The sequence below is a fragment of the Mesorhizobium sp. BR1-1-16 genome (genome assembly GCF_020165495.1).
Taxonomy (GTDB): domain Bacteria; phylum Pseudomonadota; class Alphaproteobacteria; order Rhizobiales; family Kaistiaceae; genus Kaistia.
Map to the genome: position 1 here is coordinate 42,137 of NZ_JAIUIE010000014.1, position 15,609 is coordinate 57,745.

Sequence of the window (15,609 nt, forward strand, 5' to 3'; positions counted from 1 at the left end):
GCGCTCCTAGGATGTCTGCCTGCGGGGGTCGTCCGGCTTCGGCCCCGAGCTGCGCAGGTTGATGAACTGGTTGATGAGGTCGAACCAGAACGGACCCCCGAACGATACCGCGATGGCTGTCAGCAGCCAGCCGGCTATCATCGGCAGGATCGGCGTCCTGAAGTGCCGGACGTTCTCGAGCGTTACCGCCTTGGTGCAGTCGACCTTGGGTTTCGCGGTCTCGACGCAGGTCTCCCAGCCGATGGGTAGCGGACTCGCGGTCAGCGTACCGATCTCGTCGAGCAGCCGCTGATGGATGTCCTTGAGCTGCGCGACGGTGTCGGGCGTCGCGGCGGTCTCCGTCTGCGTCGTACCGGTCGCCGGCGTGTCGGCAGCCTGCTGGCGGGCCTTGTCCGCGGCAGCCGCGACGGATTCCATATAGGCTGTCGCAGCCTTCACTGATGCCTCGAGTTGCACGGGATCGCGCATCAACACCCTGACCATGCGCACGGTGTCGACATTGAGGAACGCGGCCAGCAGCAGCCCGATGGCGAATAGCGTCCATTGCGCACGGCGCTTATAGGCGCCGCCGAGACGGTCCATCGCATCGTCGTACCAGCGGTCGATCGAGGTCTTGAAGACCGCAAGATCGCCACCGGCATTGTCGAGCAGGCTCGTCAGCGCTTGGCGGACCGGTCCGGGCGGCATGGTGGCGATGGCCGTCTGAACGCCGGTGAGCGTCGGCTGCTGCTGGGCGCCAAGGACCGTATCGAGCAGCGCCACCGTGAAGTTGCGCGAAGGAACATAGGCGGGAAGGCCGCTCTTCGCCGTGCCGGCGACAAGGGCATGATCATAGACTCTATCGGCCAGCGAGGTCGCGAACGACTGGCCACCGTCGCCGACCAGCGCTTCGATCGCGCCGCGCAGATCCTTTGCCCGCGTCTTGGTGATGCCGACAACGAGTTCATTGACCGTCGAGGCGATCGTACTCAGCAGCAGATAGGCGAAGCCCAGCGAAATCGCGACGCCGAGCAGGGTTGTGAGGCTCATCGCGGCCCCTCCTTCGTCCGGTACGTTCGGCAGCCGGCTTCGGGGCTGCCCGCCGTCATGCTCCGAGAAAAAGGTTCCTGAGGATGCGGACCTGATAATGGAAAGAGTTGATGCCGCTGCCATTGTAGCGCCGGGCGGCATAGGGCCAGTCGCAGCCGAAATCCGATCGGTCGGGCACGCTGCCGTAATCGGCGCTCGGGTAATAGGGCGTCGCGCGATAGGTCTGGTTGGATCCGGGATAGAGCGGCACGCCGGCGCGGATGGTGACCGGGCGCGCCGCCCGTGCGCAGGCGCGGCAATCCGTCATGTAGCGCGCATCGTCCTTCGCATAGCGACAGAGCCGCAGCCGCAGCAGCGGGTTCTCGGCGGTCCGGTCATCGGCGCGATCATCGGGTCCAACGACGAAGCGGCCGAATTTCTCAGTGAATTCGGCGATCGCCCGGCTGATATTATGCACCGGGTCGCGGATGAGCGCCGCGATCTCCTCCGGCCGGGCCGGATGATGGAACAGCGTATACTGGCCGATCCCATAGCCGCGCGATGTGATGCGATCGGGCTGTTCTCCGTCGTTGCGGTCGAGCCCCATGACGAGAAAGGTATCGAGGCCGCCGGACTTCGGCACGTTGAAGTGTCGCCGGCCGCTTTCCTGCAACATCATCGCGAACAGGAACGGCATGGGAGCGCCGACCCCGCTCAGCTGCGCCAGCATCGCCGTGGCCTGCGCATTCCCGCCGGCGGGGTCCTCGGAGGAAGGGATCTTCGGGAAGGCTGGATCTCCGATCATCTCGGCGATGATGGCGATCAGCAGCGCGTCGACCGTATCCCCGGGCGCCACCGCGCGGCCACGCGCGTAATCGCGCACCTTGACCGGCGCAGGACCATCGCCGCCGCGCGAGCTGCCGTCATTGAGGACAAGATCAATCTTCAGCGCCCGGATGGCGCGGGCGGTCGCTGCGCCGAAGCTGCCGTCGAGGCCGCCGGCCAGATAGCCGAGCGCACGGAGATCGCGCTGCAGCCATACCATCGCATCACTGCGGTCGCGACCGCCCGAAGCGATGCCTCCCCCAACTGGCGACATGGCGTGCATCCCCCCGGATTACACCCTCAACTCATGAGAGTATCATCATCGATGAAAACGCAAGCATAAAGTGTAGGCAAACAACGGATTCGCCTTTACCGGGTATAAACTCCGGTCCCGGTCAGGCCTCCTTCTGGCCTTTCACGCGTTCGCGCAGCGCCTGGAACGTCACATAGAGCGCCGGAATGGCGAAGATGCCGATCAGCGAGGCGGCCAGCATGCCGCCGAAGACGGGCGTCGAGACGTTGCGGCGCGCCAGCATCGCGGCACCGCTGCCGAAGACGAGTGGCGCCAGGCCGAGGATGAACGCGAAGGACGTCATCATCACCGGACGGAAACGCAGCCGCGCGCCCTCCGTCGCCGCCTCGAGCAGCGGCACCCCCTGCTCGCGCCGTTCCTTGGCGAATTCGACGATCAGGATACCGTTTTTCGCGGCGAGGCCGATGAGAACGATCATGCCGATCTGGCCGTAGAGATCGAGCGTCAGATGGCCGACCACCAGCGCGAGGAAGGCGCCGAGAATGCCGACGGAGACCGAAAGCAGAACGGGCACCGGAATGGTCCAGCTCTCATAGATCGCCACCAGGAACAGGAACGCGAACAACACCGCGAAGCCGAGGATCATCCCCATCTGGCCTTCGGCACGCTTTTCCTGGAACGAGATATCGGTCCATTCGCCGCCATAACCCGATGGCAGCGACCTCGCGGCGACGCCTTCCATCGCGGCGAGCGCCTGACCGGACGAGACTCCCGGCGCCGGGCTGCCCTGCACTGTGACGGCCAGCTTGTTGTTATAGCGGATCAGCGCCTGTGGCCCGAGCACGATGCGCGTTTCGACCAAGCTGCGCAGCGCGATCATCTGGCCGGTCTTGCTGCGGACATTGATGCGGCTGATATCGTCTATCGACTTGCGGTCGCTCGCCTCGGCCTGCGCCTGCACCTGCCAGGTGCGCCCGAACAAATTGACGTCGTTGACATAGGCGCCGCCGAGCGAGGTCTGCAGCGCGGCGAAGATGTCGCTGATCTCGACGCCGAGGATCTGGGCCTTGTCGCGGTCTATATCGAGGAAGACCGACGGATTGCTGGCCGAGAATGTACTGAAGACGTTCGAGAGCTGCGGATCCTGGTTGGCGGCGACGAGAAGGCCGCGCAGAGCTTGTGCCAGCGCTGCCGGATCGTTGTTGCCGAGGGCGCGCAGCACATAGCTGAACCCGCCCCCATTGCCGAGGCCGATGATCGGCGGCGGCGCCAGCGGCAGCGCCCGCCCGCCGGTGACGGTGGCAAGCTTGCCCCGCAGCCGGCCCATCACGGCTGTCGCGGAATCGTCCGACGCCGTCCGCTCATCGAACGGCTTCAACGAGACGATGACGAAGGCTGCGTTCGGCTGCGAATAGTTGTCGACGAAGTTGAGGCCGATGATCGAGGAATAATCGGCAATCGCCGGCTCGTCCTTGAGGATCGCCTCGACCTGCGAGACGACCGCGCCGGTGCGGCCGATCGAAGCGCCGTCCGGCGTCTGCACCACGACGAAGAACGCGCCCTGGTCCTCTTCCGGCAGGAAGCCGGTCGGCGTCACCTTGTTGAGCGCATAGATGCCGATGCCCGAGCCGATCACCATGACGAGGCCGATGATAGAAATGCGCACGAGCCGCGCGACGACGGCGCCATAGGCGTCGCGTACGCGGTCGATGCCGCGCATGACATAGCCGATCGGCCCGCGCCGCGGCCCGTGATGCGGCTTCAACAGGATGGCGCAGAGCGCCGGCGACAGCGTCAGCGCATTGATGGCGGAGAGCAGCATCGCCACGGCGACGGTGACCGCGAACTGGCGGAACAATTCGCCGGTGATGCCGCCGAGGAACGCGACCGGCACGAACACGGACAAGAGCACCAGCGTAATGCCGATAATCGGCGCGGTAATCTCCGCCATCGCCGCCTTCGTCGCCTCCTTGGGCGACATTTCCGGATGGTGCTCCATCTTCGCTTCGACCGCCTCGACCACCACGATGGCGTCGTCGACGACGATGCCGATGGCAAGGATCAGCGCCAGCAGCGAGACGGTATTGGCCGAATAGCCGATGGCGTTCAGCACGATGAAGGTGCCGATCAGGCTGACCGGCACCGCGATGGTCGGTATCAGCGTCGCGCGGAAATTGCCGAGGAAGAGGAAGACGACGAGCACGACAAGGACGAAGGCTTCGATGAGCGTGTGCTCGACGACCTCGATCGTCGCCGAGACGAAGGTCGTCGGGTCGTAGGTGACCTTCCAGTCGAGATCCTCGGGGAAATTCTTCTTGGCTTCGTCGAGCTTGGCCTTGACCGCGGCCAGCGTCGAGAGCGCGTTGGCGCCTGGCGCCTGGTAGATGCCGATCAGCGTCGCCGGCGCGCCGTTCAGCCGCGTCGAGCGGTCGAGATTGGCCGCGCCGAGCTCGAGCCGCGCCACATCGGCCAGGCGAAGCACCGAGCCGTCGGCATTGGTACGGACGATGATCTTGTTGAACTCGTCGATCGAGGTCAGTCGGCCCTTGGTCTGGATGTTGAGCTGCAGCTGCTGATCGTCGGAGATCGGCTGCGCGCCGATGCGCCCGACCGCCGCCTGCACGTTCTGGCTCTGGATCGCCTTGATGACATCGGCGGTCGTCAGCCCGAGGCCTGTCAGCCGGTCGGTCTGCATCCAGGCGCGGATCGCATAGTCCTGCGGCCCGAACAGGCGGGCATCGCCGACGCCCGGCGTCGAGCGGATGTCGTCGACGAGATTGATGGTGGCGTAGTTGGAGATGAACAGCTCGTCATGCGTCTCCTTCGGCGAGGAAAGCGCGATGACACCGAGCAGGGCTGACGATTGCTTCTTGACCGTGACGCCCTGCTTCTGGACATCCTGCGGCAGCTTCGACAGCGCCACCTGCACGCGGTTGTTGACGTTGACGGCGTTGATATCGGGATTGGTGCCGAGCTCGAACGACACCAGCAGCGAATAGCTGCCGTCATTGCCGCTGACGCTCTTCATGTAGATCGACTTGTCGACGCCGACGATCTGGCTCTCGAGCGGCTGCGCAATCGTCGCCTCGACCACGGCCGCCGAGGCGCCGGGATAGAACGTCGTCACCGAGACCTGGGGCGGCACGATATCGGGATACTGCGCGATCGGGATCGCGAGCAGCGAGACGAGGCCGGCGATGACCGTCACCAGCGCGATGACGATGGCGAATCGCGGGCGGTCGACGAAGAGCGCGGAGATCATGGGTTCAGCCCGCGCCCGGGAGCGTGGATGCAGGCGTTGCCGTGACCGGAACACCCGGCCGCAGCGCCTCGATGCCCTGTACGATCACCTGGTCGCCCGCCTTCAGCCCGTCATCGACGATGGCGCTCGTGCCGCTCTCCCCGCCGAGAGTGAGCCGCCGCGTGGCGGCCTTGCCATCCTCGACCACGAAGACATAGACGCCCTTCTGGTCGGCGATCAGCGCCGATTGCGGCACCAGGATCTTCTCGACCGGCTGTTCGAGCTGCAGCGCGACTTTGACGAGCTGGCCGTCGATCAGCAGCCCGTTCGGATTGGCGACCTCGGCGCGGACGAGCACGCTGTCCGTGGCGCGATCGACCGAGACATCGACGAAATCGATCTTGCCGGGCAGGTCATAGGCCGTCCCGTCGGAGAAGCGGATCAGCACGGACAGCGCGCCGGCGCTCGTCATGCGATCGGAGCTCTTCAGCGTCAGAAACTCGCGCTGGCTGATCGGCATGGACACGAACATCGGATCCTGGCTGACGATCGTCGTGAGAACGCCGCTGTCGGGACCGACGACATTGCCCTTGGTGACGCTGGTCCGGCCGATGAGCCCGTTGATCGGTGACTTGATCTCGGTGTAGCCGAGATTGATCTCGGCGGTCTTCAGGTTCGCCTCGGCGATCTGGACATCGCCCTTGGCGGTCAGCTGCTCGGCCTGGCGCTGATCGCGCGTTGCCTGCGTGCCGCTCTGGGTCTTCAACAATTCCTGGGCGCGGACAAGCTGAGCATCCGCGAAGGCAGACTGGCCGCGCGCCTTGTCGAGCGCGCCCTGCGCCTGCGCAACCGCGGCCTCGAACGGCTCGCTCTCAATCTTGTAGAGAAGGTCGCCCTCCTTGACCTGCTGTCCTTCCTTGAACAGCACGTCGCTGAGATAGCCGGTGACGCGGGCCCGGATCGCGACGCGCTCCTTAGCCTCGATCCGCCCGACAAACTCCTTGGCAGGGTTGATCGGCTGCGCCTCGACCACCACGGTGCCGACGCGCATTGGCGTCGCGTCCTGCGCTCTTGCCGGAGAAGAGGCGGGCAGGAGCACCAGCGCCAGCAGCGCCGCGGATACCAGATGGCTCAGAGCGCGCTTGCCGCCCCTGACAGAAGCCCGATCGTTCACGCTCGCTATCCCCCGAAAGCAACTTCTCGAAACGCTGCGCCGCATTCGGCGCGACGGCGAAGCGACCACCTAGCATGAATAGCCGAGAATTGCCGCCGCGACATCCCGTATCGCGGCGGCATCGCTTGACAGTCCCGAGAGCAAACGCGATCAGGCCACGATGCGGCGGGTTGACCCAGCCGCCCTCGGCAATCTTGAAATCGCGACGCTATCGCGTGATCACATCCCGCCCTTCAGCGGACCGCCGTAGCGTCTGCAGGCGAGGCTCGGCCGGGGCACGGGGCCGTCTGGGACGATCAGGCGGGCTCGAAGTTCATCGCGACGCCGTTGATGCAATACCGCAGATAGGTCGGCGCCGGGCCATCCTCGAAGACATGGCCGAGATGGCTGCCGCATTGCGAGCAGTGGCACTCAGTCCGGACCATGCCGTGACTGCGGTCTACAGTGGTCTCGACCGCGCCCTCGATCGGGTCGTTGAAACTTGGCCAGCCGGTGCCGCTCTCGAACTTGCCGTCAGCAGCGAAGAGCGCCTGGCCGCAACCGGCGCAGAAAAACGTTCCGGGCCGCTTCTCATGCAGCAGCGCGCAACTGCCTGGATACTCGGTCCCATGCTGCCGCATCACCCGATATTGCTCGGGCGTCAGCAGCTTCTTCCATTCGTCGTCGCTGTGGGTGACAGGAAACGGCGTCGTCAGCATGATGGTCTCCTCGATACGGGTTCTTGCTTTATATGGGGTGTGAGCGCCGCGTCGGCATCAGTCCTCGCCGTGCAGCCGCAAGGCATCGCGCAATGCCGATACGGCTGCCGTGAGACGACCGGCTTCGGCGATGTCGAGCCCCGATCTTTCGGCAATGCAGGCAGGAACAGCCTCGGCTTCATGGCGTAAGGCTTGCCCACGATCCGTCAGGTGAATCCGGACCTGGCGCTCGTCGGACGCATCCCGAAGACGGGTGACGAGGCCGTTGGCTTCAAGCCGCTTCAGAAGTGGCGTCAGCGTGCTCGATTCAAGCATGATCCGGTCGCCCAGAGCGCCGACGGTCTGCCCATCCCGTTCCCACAGGACGATCATCACGAGATATTGCGGATAGGTGAGCCCGAGTGGCTGCAGGAGCGGCCGATAGATCTTGTTGAAGGCGTGGCTCGCGGAATAAAGCGCGAAACAGACGAAGTCATCGAGGCGCGGTGCCGTGCCCGATGTGCCCGATGAAGCGGCGTCCCTGCTCGTGGTCATCATGGCGCTCCGTGCTGATCGTCTTCTGAGATAGATCGCGCACGAGACAATCGCAAGCGGCCCAGTCGTCGTGCGCACCGTCTCCTAGGAGGGCGAACGGGCCGGCACGAGCCGTAACAGGCGGCCGGGACTGTCGTCCTCGATCAGCCAGAGCGCGCCATCGGGCGCAACAGCGATATCGCGGATGCGGGCCCCCATATCCCAGCGTTCGGCCTCATCTGCGTTTCCGTTGCCGTCAAAACTGACGCGCACCAGCGCGGTCGCGGCGAGGCCGCCGATGAACGCCGATCCGCGCCATTGCGGGAACATGCCGCCCTCATAGAAGACGAGGCCAGCCGGTGCGATGACCGGGTTCCAGTAGAGCGGCGGCGCGGCGAATTCCGGCCGCGTGGCATGGCGCGGGATCGGGGTGCCGTTATAGTTGTCGCCATTCGAGACGATCGGCCAGCCATAGTTCTTGCCCGGCTCGATCAGGTTGAGTTCGTCGCCGCCACGCGGTCCCATCTCGTTCAGCCACAGGGCGCCGTCGGGCGCGAAGGCGAGGCCGTAGGGGTTGCGGTGCCCTGTAGTCCAGGTCTCGGCGCGCACGCCGCCTGCCGCGGCATCGGGATTATCGGGAGCGGCCTTGCCATCGAGGGTCAGCCGCAACACCTTGCCGCGCGCCTCGTCCGGATTCTGCGCACTCTGGGGACGCATGCGGTCACCGACCGTCAGGAAGAGATGCGTGCCATCAGGATCGAACGCGATGATGCCGCCCGGCTGGCCGCCGCCACCTTCGGGCGTCTGCCGCCAGATCACGGAAAGCGCGTCGAGGCTGCCCTGCGTTCCCGCGACGGTGAGCTTCGCGCGCGCAAGCGTCAGCGTGCCACCGCTGCCTTCGGGCGCGACATAGGTCAGATAGACGATATGGTCGCTGCGGAAATTGGGCGATGGCGCGATGTCGAGCAGGCCGTTCTGCCCTTGCGCCGCGACGGCCGGGACATTGCCGATCGGCGTCTTCTTGCCGTCCCGCGTCACCAGAAAGAGATGACCGGGCTTCTCGGTGACGAGCATCCGCCCGTCAGGCAGGAAGGCGAGCGCCCAGGGCGTGTCGAAGCTGGCCAATTCTTCCGCCGCAAAGGGCTTGGTTGGGCTTGGCTGATGGTTGCCGGCATTGACACTGGCGGCGTGGGCGCTCGTCACGAAGAGGAGCAGCAGGGCGGCTGTTGCGATCGGCTTCATGGGACCTCAATGCGTCGCTTGCGCGTCAGTTCACGGACGTGACGGTGATGATCCCAGGAGATAGGTCGCGTTTGCGCGCCGTCCCCACACAAAGGCGTGACGTCGGCGCGAGGATCGCTCAGCGGGCGCGCCGCTCGCTGCGGACCACATGGACCAGCGCGCCTGCGAGCAGGATGGCCATGCCGAACCATGTGAGGGCATAGATGAGGTGATTGTTGGGAAAGGCGATGACGGTGAGGCCACCGACCGGCAAGCCGCCGGGATTTTCCGTCGCGTCGGCATCGACGAAATAGGGAGCGACCGGGCCAAGCCCTTTCGCCGCCGCGATGGCAGCGACGTCGCGCGAATACCAGCGTCCGGCAGCCGGATCGTTGGCGCGCAGGAAGGCTCCGCCCGGCTCCGACATCCGCATCAGCCCGGCAAACGCTGTGTCGCCGGCAATCTGCCCCTCACGCCGCGTCGCGGGATCGCGCCGGTCGCCGGGCACGAAGCCGCGATTGACGAGCACCGTGAACCCCCAGTCGGTCGCAAACGGCGTCATGACCCAGAAGCCGGAGCCGCGTTCGGTCACGGCCTGCACGAGGGTCTCGCGATCGTTGAGAAACCGGCCCGAAAGCGCGACGTGGCGATAGGCGTCGTCGCGCGCATTGATCATCGGCCAGGCTGCGGGGTCAGGCGCCGCGACGGGCGCGGCATCGACCCGTTGCTCGACCTTGTGGATGAGATCGAGCTTCCAGCTTCGACGCTGCAATTGCCAGGTGCCGAGCGCCGTCAGAACCAGCACGGCGCAACAGCCGGCAACGATCAGAGCCGTCAGCCGCCGCCGGGGAACGGCAGCGGCCGGAGGTATCTGCGGTCCCGCGCCCCCATGCGGAGCGCCGGGGCCGCTGCTTGAAGTCATGGCATCTGGCTCATGTCGTGGCCGGGCATCATGTTGGTGTTGAGATGATACATGACCCACAGCGATCCGCTGAGCGCGATGACAACAAGGATCAGCGTGAACAGCAGGGCCATCATCGACCAGCCGCCCTCAGATTTCATGTTCATGTGCAGGAAGCAGATCATATGCACGAGGATCTGCGCCACGGCGAAACCGATGATGGTGATCGCCGTCGCCTGCATCGGCAATGCGCCGCTCATCACGAGCCAGAACGGGATCGCCGTCAGGATCACCGACAGCACGAAGCCGATGGCATAGCTCTTCAGCGTGCCCTGCGGATGCGCGGCATGCTCATGGCTATGGCTATGGCCATGCGAGTGGGTCGCAGCAGGCGCGGCGTCAGCGGTCGAGCTCATCGCAGCATCCCCATGAGATAGACGAAGGTGAAGACGCCGATCCAGATGACGTCGAGGAAGTGCCAGAACATACTGAGGCAGGATAGCCGGCGCTGGTTGGCCGCGATCAGTCCGCGCTTCTTCACCTGGACCATCAGGGTCACCAGCCAGATCAGGCCAAAGGTGACATGCAGGCCATGCGTGCCGACCAGCGTGAAGAAGGACGACAGGAAGGCGCTGCGCTGCGGCGTCGCGCCCTCGTGGATCATATGCGCGAACTCATAGAGCTCGATCGAGAGGAAGGCGAGGCCGAACAGTCCGGTCACCGCGAGCCAGGCCTGCACTTGGCCGGAGCGGCCGCGCTGCATCGCCAGCATAGCAAAGCCATAGGTGATCGAGGACAGAAGCAGCATCGACGTGTTGAGCGCGACGAGCGGCAGGTCGAACAGGTCCTTCGGCGAGGGGCCGGCGGCATAGCTGCCACCGAGCACGCCGAAGGTCGCGAACAGGATCGCAAAGATGAGGCAATCGCTCATCAGATAGATCCAGAAACCGAGCGCGGTGCTGCCGCCCTCCTCGTGCTCATGCTCGTCGGCGAGGTGGAACAGCGGTGCGCCTTGCGGCGTGGTCAGGGCGGTGTCGCTCATCGCGTCGCCTCCGCGGCCAGAAGGCGGGTTCGCGCGGTCTCGGTCGCGAGGATGGTTTCAGCCGGGATACGGAAGTCGCGGGCATAATTGAAGGTATGACCGATCGCGACGGCCAGCAGCCCCGCGAAGCTCATCGCCGCCAGCCACCAGATGTACCAGATCAGGCCGAAGGCGAGCGCGATGCTGAACCCGGCAAGGATCACGCCGGTGCCGGTGTTGCGCGGCATCAGGATCGCCTTGAAGTCGCTCTCGGGCCGCCTGTAGCCGCGGTTCTTCATGTCCCACCAGGCATCATTGTCATGCACGACCGGCGTGAAGGCGAAATTGTAGTCGGGCGGCGGTGATGAGGTCGCCCATTCCAGCGTGCGGCCGTCCCAGGGGTCGCCGGTCGTGTCGCGGAGGCTCTCGCGGCGGCGGATGCTGACCCCGATCTGTATCAGGAAGAACAGGATGCCGAGCGCGATCAGGACGGCACCGAACGCTGCGATGACGAACCAGATCTGCAGCGCGGGATCATCGAACACGCGCAGGCGCCGCGTCACGCCCATCAGGCCGAGCACATAGAGCGGCATGAAGGCGAAGTAGAACCCGACGACCCAGAACCAGAACGACATCTTGCCCCAGAACGGATCGAGCTTGAAGCCGAACGCCTTCGGGAACCAGTAGCTGATGCCGGCAAAGAGGCCGAACAGCACGCCGCCGATGATGACATTGTGGAAATGCGCGACGAGGAACAGCGAGTTGTGCAGCACGAAATCCGCCGGCGGCACCGCGAGCAGAACGCCGGTCATGCCGCCGATGACGAAGGTCAGCATGAAGGCGAGCGTCCACATCATCGGCAGTTCGAAGCGGATGCGGCCGCGATACATCGTGAACAGCCAATTGAACATCTTCGCGCCCGTCGGGATCGAGATGATCATCGTCGTGATGCCGAAGAAGGAGTTCACGCTGGCGCCGGAGCCCATCGTGAAGAAGTGGTGCAGCCAGACGAGATAGGAGAGGACGGTGATCACGACCGTTGCATAGACCATCGACGTATAGCCGAAGAGGCGCTTGCGAGAGAAGGTCGCCGTGACTTCCGAGAAGATGCCGAAGACGGGCAGGATCAGGATATAGACCTCGGGATGGCCCCAGATCCAGATGAGGTTCACGTACATCATCGGATTGCCGCCGAAGTCGTTCGTGAAGAAGTTGGTGCCGATATAGCGGTCGAGCGACAGGAGCGCGAGCACGGCGGTCAGCACCGGGAAGGCCGCGACGATCAGGATGTTGGTGCAGAGCGCAGTCCAGGTGAAGATCGGCATCTTCATCATCGTCATGCCGGGCGCGCGCATCTTCACGATCGTGCAGATGAGATTGACACCTGACAGCAATGTCCCGACACCCGCCACCTGCAGCGCCCAGATATAGTAGTCGACGCCGACATCGGGGCTGTAGCCGATATTGGAGAGAGGTGGATAGGCCAGCCAGCCCGTGCGTGCGAACTCGCCGATGAACAGCGACATCATGACGATGACGGCGCCGGCGGCGGTCATCCAGAAGCTGAAATTGTTGAGGAAGGGGAATGAGACGTCGCGTGCGCCGATCTGCAGCGGCACGATGAAGTTCATCAGCCCCGTGACGAGCGGCATCGCCACGAAGAAGATCATGATCACGCCGTGGGCGGTGAAGATCTGATCGTAGTGATGGCTGTCGAGATAGCCCTGGCTGCCGCCGAATGCGATCGACTGCTGCAGCCGCATCATGATCGCGTCGGAAAAGCCGCGCAGCAGCATGATGATGCCGAGCACCATATACATGATGCCGATCCGCTTGTGGTCGACGCTGGTGAACCACTCGCGCCAGAGATAGCCCCAGAGCTTGAAATAGGTGATCGCGCCGAGGAGGGCGAGCCCGCCAAGCGCGACGACGATGAACGTGCCAACGACGATCGGCTCGTTCAGCGGCAGCGATTCAAGCGTCAGGCGGCCGAAGATCGCGTGGATGATGGGGGAATGATCGGACATGGGGGCGGGGGTCATGAGTTCGTCGGTTGGCGCTCGCCGGTCAGGAGGGAGAGCGACGGGACGCGGGCCGGCGTGAAGCCGGGAACGATCGTGCCGGGGAGGCGGAGGCCGGAGCCGGTGAGCGGCGCGCCGGCGGGGACGGAGGCCGGCAGGGACCGGCTCGCCATCATTGCGGCGGCCTCTTCGGGCGTGCAGATGCTGGCCACATAGCCCGGCTCCGTGCCGAGCACGCTGCCGCGGCGGCGGTACTTGTCATATTCCAGCGGCAGGACGTTGTAGATGCCGGCCATGCCGAGCCCGCCCTTGGCATCGATCGCCATCATCTCGCTCATGCACATCTTGCCCGGCTCGACGCAGCGGTTGAGGATGCGGCGATAGAGATCGGGATCGACGGAGGCGAAGCGCTGGACGGGAGCGTTCTCGCTCGGCTGCTCCAGCTGGAGATAGGTCGCGCGATCGAGTTCGCCCTCGGCCTTCTTGCCATCGGCGGTCCAGGTTTCGAAATCCGCGTTGCTCATTCCGTGGAAGGCGAACTTCATCTGCGAGAAGCCGGCGCCGCTGTAGTTGGCCGAGAAGCCCTCATAGGTTCCAGGCTTGTTGATCACGGCGTGCAACTTGGTCTGCATGCCGGGCATCGCGTAGATCTGGCCGGCAAGCGCGGGGATGAAGAACGAGTTCATCACGGCGGACGAGGTGATGCTGAAGTCGATCGGCCGGTCGACGGGGGCCGCGAGTTCGTTGACGGTGGCAATGCCGTAATCCGGATAGATGAAGAGCCATTTCCAGTCGAGCGCCACCACCTCGACACGGAGCGGCGCCATTTCCTGCGTGACGGGCTGGCCGGAGGCCAGACGATCGAGCGGGCGATAGGGATCGAGCAGATGCGTGCCCATCCAGGTGACGGCACCGAGGCAGATGATGATCAAGAGCGGCGCCGCCCAGATCACCAGCTCGAACTGGGTCGAATGATCCCAGTCGGGCTGATAGTTTGCCGCCTTATTGGTGTGTCGGTAGCGCCAGGCAAACAGCACGGTCAGCGCCATCACGGGCACGATGACCAGCAGCATCAGCACAGTCGAGACGATGATGAGATCGCGCTGCTGCACCGCCACATCGCCTGATGGTGCGAGGACGACCATATTGCAGCCGCCGAGCAGCAGCGCTGCCGGCAGCAAGGCTAGGGAACGAAATCGGCTCACTGTTCGGACCTGTCCGGGATGCATCGCATGCCCGAGACAACTAGATGCAGCGCAGCAAATGCGGGACTGGACAATTTGTCCAATGCCCGCCGAGGGCGTCAGGGAACAGAAAGTCAGGATGGCAGGGAGGACTCTTGCCGCATGATCGGCGCCGACCAAGGAACGGATCTGAGATGATTGCTGAGACGGCGACGTCAACGCCGACCGCGACGCCGATGGCGACGGAAGCCGAGAACGACGCGGTGCGCATCCACGCGCGCCACGGTTCGGTCGAGCCGGGCGAGATCGCGATTGGCGTCATCATCGGGCGTGCGTCGGAGTTCTTCGATTTCTTCGTCTATGCGATCGCGTCCGTCGTGGTCTTCCCGAAGCTGGTCTTCCCGCAGTTCGATCCGTTGACGGGGACACTCTATTCCTTCGCGATCTTCGCGCTCGCCTTCATCGCGCGGCCGGTCGGCACGGTGCTGTTCACGGCGATCGACCGTCAATATGGCCGCGGCCTCAAGCTGACGGTGGCCCTGCTGCTGCTCGGCATATCAACGGTCGCTATCGCGTTCCTGCCCGGCCATGCGCAGATCGGCGTTGCCTCGGCTTGGCTCCTCGCCGGCCTTCGCATCGGCCAGGGCCTCGCCTGGGGCGGCTCGTGGGACGGGCTTGCCTCGCTGCTGGCGCTGAACGCGCCCGACGCCCGCCGCGGCTGGTATGCGATGATCCCGCAGCTCGGCGCGCCGGTCGGCCTCATCATCGCGAGCGCGCTGTTCGCCTATTTCGTCGGCCATCTCTCGGCAGCGGATTTCTTCGATTGGGGCTGGCGCTATCCTTTCTTCGTCGCCTTCGCGATCAATGTCGTCGCCCTGTTTGCCAAGCTTCGCATCGTCGTGACGCCGCAATATGCGGCGCTCTATGAGACGCGCGAGCTGCAGCCGGCCCGCGTCCGCGCAACGCTCAAGGCCGAGGGACGCACCGTCCTGATCGGGGCCTTCGCGCCGCTTGCCAGCTTCGCTTTGTTCCACATGGTGACGGTGTTTCCGCTGTCCTGGGTGTTCCTGTTCACGCGCGAACTGCCGGCACGCTTCCTCTATATCGAGGCGCTTGCAGGCATCGTCGGCGTCGCCTCGATCTTCGCGTCAGGGTTTCTCGCCGACCGGTTCGGCCGTACGGCGCTGCTCGGCACCTGCGCCGTGGCGATCGCCGTCTTCAGCGGCTTCGCACCGCAACTGCTCGACAGCGGTCTTGTCGGCGAGGCGGTCTTCATGGTTGTCGGCTTCCTGCTGCTCGGCCTTTCCTTCGGCCAGTCATCGGGCGCGCTCGCCTCGAATTTCTCGCCCGCCTATCGCTATACCGGTGCGGCGCTGACGGCGGATCTTGCCTGGCTGTTCGGCGCGGGTTTCGCACCCTTCGTCGCGCTCTACCTCTCGAGCCATCTCGGCCTGATCTCCTCGGGTCTCTATCTCTTGTCTGGCGCCGTGTGCACGCTGCTGGCGCTCGGTGCGAACCGCCGGCTCGAAATGGCCTCCCGGCGCTAGCG

Annotated in this window: 13 protein-coding genes; 1 reads left to right on the plus strand and 12 read right to left on the minus strand. The window is 64.8% G+C overall.

Translation table 11 applies throughout. The features are described from left to right. Positions 1-6 precede the first annotated feature (6 nt). From LB518_RS21660 to cyoA, 12 genes are all read right to left on the minus strand, one after another. The gene (locus tag LB518_RS21660; RefSeq protein WP_224579903.1) at positions 7-1,029 is read right to left on the minus strand and encodes a hypothetical protein; all 1,023 of its coding nucleotides are present in this window, start codon (positions 1,027-1,029) and stop codon (positions 7-9) included. Positions 1,030-1,084: 55 nt separating this feature from the next. Continuing rightward, a complete protein-coding gene (locus tag LB518_RS21665; RefSeq protein WP_224579904.1) occupies positions 1,085-2,107 on the minus strand; it encodes a peptidoglycan-binding domain-containing protein in 1,023 nt (340 codons plus the stop codon). Between the two features lie 121 nt (positions 2,108-2,228). Further along, positions 2,229-5,348 (minus strand): efflux RND transporter permease subunit, encoded by a 3,120-nt coding sequence (locus LB518_RS21670; protein ID WP_224579905.1) that lies wholly within the window; start codon positions 5,346-5,348, stop codon positions 2,229-2,231. Between the two features lie 4 nt (positions 5,349-5,352). After that, positions 5,353-6,501, minus strand: a complete 1,149-nt coding sequence (locus LB518_RS21675; RefSeq protein ID WP_224579906.1) for an efflux RND transporter periplasmic adaptor subunit — start codon at positions 6,499-6,501, stop codon at positions 5,353-5,355. A 296-nt stretch (positions 6,502-6,797) separates the two neighbouring features. Continuing rightward, on the minus strand, positions 6,798-7,199 hold the full coding sequence (gene msrB / locus LB518_RS21680) for a peptide-methionine (R)-S-oxide reductase MsrB (RefSeq protein ID WP_224579907.1): 402 nt from the start codon (positions 7,197-7,199) through the stop codon (positions 6,798-6,800). Between the two features lie 57 nt (positions 7,200-7,256). Next, on the minus strand, positions 7,257-7,736 hold the full coding sequence (locus tag LB518_RS21685; RefSeq protein ID WP_502845866.1) for a MarR family winged helix-turn-helix transcriptional regulator: 480 nt from the start codon (positions 7,734-7,736) through the stop codon (positions 7,257-7,259). Between the two features lie 81 nt (positions 7,737-7,817). Continuing rightward, complete coding sequence (locus LB518_RS21690) at positions 7,818-8,954, minus strand: PQQ-dependent sugar dehydrogenase (protein WP_224579909.1); 1,137 nt, start codon at positions 8,952-8,954, stop codon at positions 7,818-7,820. A 118-nt stretch (positions 8,955-9,072) separates the two neighbouring features. Further along, positions 9,073-9,855, minus strand: coding sequence for an SURF1 family protein (locus LB518_RS21695; RefSeq protein ID WP_224579910.1), 783 nt, complete (start codon positions 9,853-9,855; stop codon positions 9,073-9,075). Further along, positions 9,852-10,250 carry a cytochrome o ubiquinol oxidase subunit IV gene (cyoD, locus tag LB518_RS21700; protein WP_224579911.1) on the minus strand — a complete coding sequence of 133 codons (399 nt, stop codon included), beginning with the start codon at positions 10,248-10,250 and terminating at the stop codon, positions 9,852-9,854. Before cyoD ends, LB518_RS21695 begins: the two co-directional genes overlap by 4 nt. Further along, positions 10,247-10,876 carry a cytochrome o ubiquinol oxidase subunit III gene (gene cyoC, locus LB518_RS21705; RefSeq protein ID WP_224579912.1) on the minus strand — a complete coding sequence of 210 codons (630 nt, stop codon included), beginning with the start codon at positions 10,874-10,876 and terminating at the stop codon, positions 10,247-10,249. The genes cyoD and cyoC overlap by 4 nt, the downstream gene beginning before the upstream one ends. Continuing rightward, on the minus strand, positions 10,873-12,882 hold the full coding sequence (cyoB, locus tag LB518_RS21710; protein WP_224579962.1) for a cytochrome o ubiquinol oxidase subunit I: 2,010 nt from the start codon (positions 12,880-12,882) through the stop codon (positions 10,873-10,875). The genes cyoC and cyoB overlap by 4 nt, the downstream gene beginning before the upstream one ends. Positions 12,883-12,893: 11 nt before the next feature. Then, positions 12,894-14,081, minus strand: coding sequence for a ubiquinol oxidase subunit II (gene cyoA / locus LB518_RS21715; protein ID WP_224579913.1), 1,188 nt, complete (start codon positions 14,079-14,081; stop codon positions 12,894-12,896). A gap of 215 nt (positions 14,082-14,296) precedes the next feature. Here cyoA and LB518_RS21720 point away from each other — a divergent pair, with 215 nt between their 5' ends. Further along, a complete protein-coding gene (locus LB518_RS21720; RefSeq protein WP_224579963.1) occupies positions 14,297-15,607 on the plus strand; it encodes an MFS transporter in 1,311 nt (436 codons plus the stop codon). Positions 15,608-15,609: the final 2 nt, after the last annotated feature.

Excerpts from the sequence above, each read along its gene's own strand:
- LB518_RS21660 (WP_224579903.1), bottom strand. The coding sequence starts at position 1,029 with ATGAGCCTCACAACCCTGCTCGGCGTCGCGATTTCGCTGGGCTTCGCC.
- LB518_RS21665 (WP_224579904.1), bottom strand. The coding sequence starts at position 2,107 with ATGTCGCCAGTTGGGGGAGGCATCGCTTCGGGCGGTCGCGACCGCAGT.
- LB518_RS21670 (WP_224579905.1), bottom strand. The coding sequence starts at position 5,348 with ATGATCTCCGCGCTCTTCGTCGACCGCCCGCGATTCGCCATCGTCATC.
- msrB (WP_224579907.1), bottom strand. The coding sequence starts at position 7,199 with ATGCTGACGACGCCGTTTCCTGTCACCCACAGCGACGACGAATGGAAG.
- LB518_RS21685 (WP_502845866.1), bottom strand. The coding sequence starts at position 7,736 with ATGATGACCACGAGCAGGGACGCCGCTTCATCGGGCACATCGGGCACG.
- LB518_RS21690 (WP_224579909.1), bottom strand. The coding sequence starts at position 8,954 with ATGAAGCCGATCGCAACAGCCGCCCTGCTGCTCCTCTTCGTGACGAGC.
- LB518_RS21695 (WP_224579910.1), bottom strand. The coding sequence starts at position 9,855 with ATGACTTCAAGCAGCGGCCCCGGCGCTCCGCATGGGGGCGCGGGACCG.
- cyoD (WP_224579911.1), bottom strand. The coding sequence starts at position 10,250 with ATGAGCTCGACCGCTGACGCCGCGCCTGCTGCGACCCACTCGCATGGC.
- cyoC (WP_224579912.1), bottom strand. The coding sequence starts at position 10,876 with ATGAGCGACACCGCCCTGACCACGCCGCAAGGCGCACCGCTGTTCCAC.
- cyoB (WP_224579962.1), bottom strand. The coding sequence starts at position 12,882 with ATGTCCGATCATTCCCCCATCATCCACGCGATCTTCGGCCGCCTGACG.
- LB518_RS21720 (WP_224579963.1), top strand. The coding sequence starts at position 14,297 with ATGGCGACGGAAGCCGAGAACGACGCGGTGCGCATCCACGCGCGCCAC.